Below are 4,481 nucleotides of genomic sequence, written 5' to 3' on the forward strand. Positions count from 1 at the left end.
GCGATGCAGCGAGTGTGAATCAGGAGCGCTCGAGTGTCTCGTCACCTGGACTCTGGCCGAAGCATGCCGGCATAGATTCCGGGCGACGAGCCCTCGATCACGACGGCGCCGACCGTCTTCTCGTAGAACGCCTTCGGCCCGGCGCTGCCGATGACCGCATAGGCGTAGCCGAGTTCGCGTTGCGCATGCAGCGCGGCCAGCAGCAGCGCCCGCCCGACGCCCTGGCCTTGCACCGCATCGAGCACGCCCTCGGGCCCGAAGAAGTTCTTGCAGGTCGCGTCGTGGCACGCGAAGCCGACGATCTGCTGCTCGCGAACCGCGATGAAGCAGGCGACGGGCAAGCGCCCGATCGCGACGTCGATCTCGGCCACCCAGCCGGGGAAGTGTTCAGCCGCCCAGGCCAGGATGCGCGGCTTCTCGGGCGCGAGCGCCCGCCGCACGATGATGCCGTGGCGGTGCACGGCGGCCAGCGCGTCGTCGAGCGGTGGCAGCTTGTAGAGCGTGACGAGCATGTCGGACATGGCTACAGGATGGCCCGGTAAGGGCTCAGCAGTTTGGTGGTCTGGACGAGGCCTTGACGCAGCAGGACTTCTACGTAGAGATCCACGGCGGACCTCACTCGTAGCCCATCTTCAGGTTCTGCGCCTGCCGCGCCAGTTCGGCCAGCGCTTCCTCGCTGTCGCGGAGGCGCTGGTTCTCGAGCGCGATCAGGTCGGCCGCTTCTTGTGTCGTCAACGTGGCATGGACGGGAACCTCTTGCACGGCGTTGCCATCCGCGAGTTCTCCGGAGGTCTGCACATCCCGTTCGCTGGGCAACATCAAGACACCCTCGCCGGCAAGACGACGCGAAAGAAATCGTCGGATTCTTCCAGTCGCGCATCCTGCCCCGCGAACGCCCGCGTCAGCGGAACGATCTTGCGCCGCACACCCATGCTGCGGTGGTCGACGTAGCCGTAGTCGCGCATCACGTCGACCACGATGCCGTTGCGCGCCGAGCGCTGTCCGGCCAGCACCTTGTCGACGGTCATCGAGTTCTGAAGCCGTCCTGGGCTGGTCACCTCCAGGCGATCGACGTAGTTGACGACCTCCACCTGGGTCGATCGCGTCCAGTCACGGTGCACCAGCGCGTTCAGCACGGCCTCACGCAGGGCTTCGGGCGCATAGCGGTCCTTCGACTCGCGGCGCAAGCCTTCTTCGAGCCGCGGCTGCGGGTCCGAAACGAAGGGGCGCATGCGGCTCATCAAGCGCTCGACCAGACCGTCCTCGACACGCTCGCGTGGCCGACCGTCGTGCCCGCCGCGCCACAGCGCCAGCAGCGGACCATCGATGACGACGTCGTCCTGCGCCTGGTAGTCCATGTCGGTGTCGGGAAACGACATCCAGCGCACACCCGCCTGTCGAAGTGCGCGCCGCGGACTGCGGCCGAACAGCACCAGCCCGGCGATGCTGGCGCTCGGGCCACCCGCGGAGGAGGGCGTGAGGAAGCCGAGGCCCAGCAGGCGCTGCTCCCATTCGGCATCGGTCTGGGGCAGGACGAGGTCGCCAGCAATAGACAGCAGGTAGTCCGCGAGGCGGTCGCGGTCCAGGTCGATCAGGCCGGTTCCCGAAACAGGAAGGACTTCGCTGTGCAGCATGCCGCCGCTCTCGAACAGCTGGGCCTGCTGCTCCCGTGTCGCGAGCCGCGAGGTCGTGCCGACACGCACGTAGACATCCTCGCGGTCGTTGCTGCGCAATACGTAGGGTTTGGCGGTGCCCTCGGCCACGGTGATGACGGCCACCCGCAGCCCGTCATCCAACGTCACTTCTTCGTAGAACGGCAGGATCATCGGGTGGACGCAGCGTCCGAACACCGCATCCATGACCCAGCGTTCCAGGTTCGGCCGATGTTCGTTGGGCCGGATGCCGCTGATCGTGCCGTCATCCTCGACGCCTAGCAGCACAACGCCGCCGCGAAGATTGGCCAGCGCGACGATCTCCTTGCCCAGCTGTTCCGGGCGGACGTCGTCGCGCTTGAACTCGACACCGGAACTCTCTCCGTTCGCGATCAACTGCAGCAGCTCTGTCTTCAGCATGGTGGCTCTCTGCGGCCCGATTCAATGTCCGCAATGCTGCAGTATGCCAACGGCCAAGCCGCGACTGGCTCCATCCGGCAGAGAAGCCCAAGGTGGTCACAGGCTGTGACCACCTTCGAAAAGCCTACTTCGTGTTCGTCACGATCGTCACCCGCCGGTTCTCCGGCGCCGCCGGCACCGCGCGGTTCAGCAGGTCGTGGTCGCCCTTGCCCTCGGCCTTCAGGCGGTCGGCGGCAATGCTGTGCGTCGTCACCAGGTAGTCGCGCACGCTCTCGGCGCGCTGCTGGGACAGCACCATGTTCGCGTCGGCGTTGCCGCGCGGATCGGCATGGCCTTCGACGTTGAAGCTGTAGTCGGCCAGCCGGTCGTTCTTCAGCGCGCCGGCCACCACGTCGAGTTGCTGCTTCGCCGATTCGGTCAGCTCCGACGAGTTCGTCAGGAACGTGATCAGCAGCGAGGCGCTCGCCTTGCGCTCCGGCGCCGAGACGCCGGCGCCGTCGCGGCTCACCTTCAGGCTGCGCGTGACGACCGGCTCCGGCGGCGGCGTCAGCGCGTCCAGCAGGTTGGCCTCGGTGACCTTGTTGCCCTTCAGCACCCGGGTGTCGCCCATGTCCTGGGCGCGCAGCGGCGCAGCCAGCAGCGGGGCGGCCAGCGCGGCAGCCAGGACCAGGCCGGCAGTGCGGCGCAGCGAAGACGACTTGAAGCTCAGCGTGTCCATCAGGGACCTCCGTACAGATTCCGCGATCATGACCGCTGCCACCCCCCATCGGAAGCGACCAAGGTCACGCATCCCACGATCAAGGGGCCGCCTTGCCCGCTCCATCGCCCAGCGTGTCGTCTTCCCACAACCCCGACATCCGCGTGGTTTCCGACGGGTCGCCGACCCACACCGCGATCGCGGTGTAGTTGTCCTGCTTCGGCTTGGCCGCGGCGCGGATGCTCTCGCCCATGCGGTCCAGCCAGTCCCCGGCCGAATCGGCGGCGGCGAAGGCCGACTCGATCGCCCGCTTCGAAAACAAATCCCACCAGCCGTCGGAGCACAGCAGGAAGGCGTCGCCATCCTCGATCGGCATGTGGGTCTCCAGCGTGCTCGGCTCCACCGGCCCCTCGGTGCCCATCGCGCTGAGCAGCTGGTTCTTGTGCGGGTGGTCGATCGCCTCTTCCGGCGTCAGGTAGCCGGCGTCGACCATGCGCTGCACGACGCTGTCGTCGCGCGTCACGTGGCACACGCGGCCGTGGCGCAGCATGTACAGGCGCGAGTCGCCGACGTGCGTCCACAGCGCTTCTTCGCGCCGCATGTCGATCCACAGCGCGACCAGCGTCGCGTGCATGCGCTCGGCGCTGCGCTTGCCCTGCTGCTGCTCGTTGATCGCCGCATGCGTGTCGCACACCAGCTGCGTCAGGTACTCGGGTGTCGCCTGCGTCGCCGACTGCAGGCCGAGCGCCGTCATGCGCACCACCATGTCGGAGGCGACGTTGCCGCCCCGGTGCCCGCCGGCCCCGTCGGCCAGCACGGCATAGCAGAACGGCCCGCTCACGCCATGGCGCAGGTCGTCCTCGTTGCGGCTTCGCCCGCCTACCTCGCTGCGGGCGGCGATCTCGACTTGCAGCATGGGCATGCGTCCGTCAGGTGCGGCCCGGATGGCGCTCGGCGTCCAGGCGGTCCAGCTGGTCTTCATAGGCCTTGATGAAGGCCTTGCCGAACAATTCGTGGAAGTCTTCCTGGGCGTCTTCGTGGATGCGCTGGTAGTGCTGCAGGTACAGCTCCCACAGCTTGGCGCGGCGGTTCATCGGCAGCACGCTGTCGAGCACGCTGTTGCCGGAGAGCTTGCCCTCGAGCTGCGAGGGCTCGAAGCGCTTGAGCACGCCTTCGAGCGCTGCGCGCATGCCCACCATCGTGCCGATCGCGTGGCCGACCAGGTCGTCCATCGCATCGTGCACCGCGGCCGGGCCGACCATGAAGCCGCGCATCGGCGGCTGCAGCAGCTGCTCGATCGCGGTGCCGGCATCCGGCGAGAACTTCAGCGGGTTGTTGTTGCGGGCCTGGATCATCGTCACGTCGGCGCGCAGCTCCTGCTTGGCGGCGGCCCGCGTGGCGACCAGCTTCAGCGTGCCGTCCACCGAATGGCGCAGCAGCTCGCCGATCACCTTCATCAGCGCCGGGTTCAGGCCCTGCGGCGGCTGCAGGTGGATGCCGGCGCCTTCGCAGAACGCGGCCCACAGCGCCTCGGGCGTGGTGTCGCCGGCGGCGTAGGCCGGGGCGGTCGCGGGCGGACGCATGACGGGCGGTGCCACCGGCGTGGGCGGCATCGGCGTCAGCGGCATCGGGGCCGAGGTCATCAGCGACGGCCGGGCCGGCCGCACGCCGGGCATCGTCGTCGTCGGCGTGAGGTCGTCGCCGCGGATGCG

The 4,481-nt window shown here is 68.3% G+C and carries 5 protein-coding genes and 1 pseudogene; all 6 read right to left on the bottom strand.

Features of this window, described 5'->3' with window-relative positions:
* Window positions 1-41: 41 nt before the first annotated feature.
* The gene (locus AC1D01_RS22285) at window positions 42-521 is read right to left on the bottom strand and encodes a GNAT family N-acetyltransferase (RefSeq protein WP_477870152.1); all 480 of its coding nucleotides are present in this window, start codon (window positions 519-521) and stop codon (window positions 42-44) included.
* Window positions 522-615: 94 nt separating this feature from the next.
* Window positions 616-798, bottom strand: a pseudogene (locus tag AC1D01_RS22290) (DNA-binding protein); the annotation flags it as partial.
* Window positions 799-818: 20 nt separating this feature from the next.
* A complete protein-coding gene (locus AC1D01_RS22295; protein ID WP_477870154.1) occupies window positions 819-2,072 on the bottom strand; it encodes an RNA/DNA-binding domain-containing protein in 1,254 nt (417 codons plus the stop codon).
* A 124-nt stretch (window positions 2,073-2,196) separates the two neighbouring features.
* Complete coding sequence (locus tag AC1D01_RS22300) at window positions 2,197-2,790, bottom strand: OmpA family protein (protein ID WP_477870156.1); 594 nt, start codon at window positions 2,788-2,790, stop codon at window positions 2,197-2,199.
* Between the two features lie 79 nt (window positions 2,791-2,869).
* Entirely contained in the window at window positions 2,870-3,691 is an 822-nt protein-coding gene (locus AC1D01_RS22305) for a PP2C family protein-serine/threonine phosphatase (protein WP_477870158.1), read from the bottom strand.
* A gap of 7 nt (window positions 3,692-3,698) precedes the next feature.
* On the bottom strand, window positions 3,699-4,481 hold a 783-nt coding region (tagH, locus tag AC1D01_RS22310; RefSeq protein ID WP_477870160.1), incomplete at its 5' end, for a type VI secretion system-associated FHA domain protein TagH.

The organism is Rhizobacter sp. P3_B12 (genome assembly GCF_056402895.1).

Coding starts and splice junctions, on each gene's coding strand:
- AC1D01_RS22285 (WP_477870152.1), bottom strand. CDS start 521: ATGTCCGACATGCTCGTCACGCTCTACAAGCTGCCACCGCTCGACGAC.
- AC1D01_RS22295 (WP_477870154.1), bottom strand. CDS start 2,072: ATGCTGAAGACAGAGCTGCTGCAGTTGATCGCGAACGGAGAGAGTTCC.
- AC1D01_RS22300 (WP_477870156.1), bottom strand. CDS start 2,790: ATGGACACGCTGAGCTTCAAGTCGTCTTCGCTGCGCCGCACTGCCGGC.
- AC1D01_RS22305 (WP_477870158.1), bottom strand. CDS start 3,691: ATGCCCATGCTGCAAGTCGAGATCGCCGCCCGCAGCGAGGTAGGCGGG.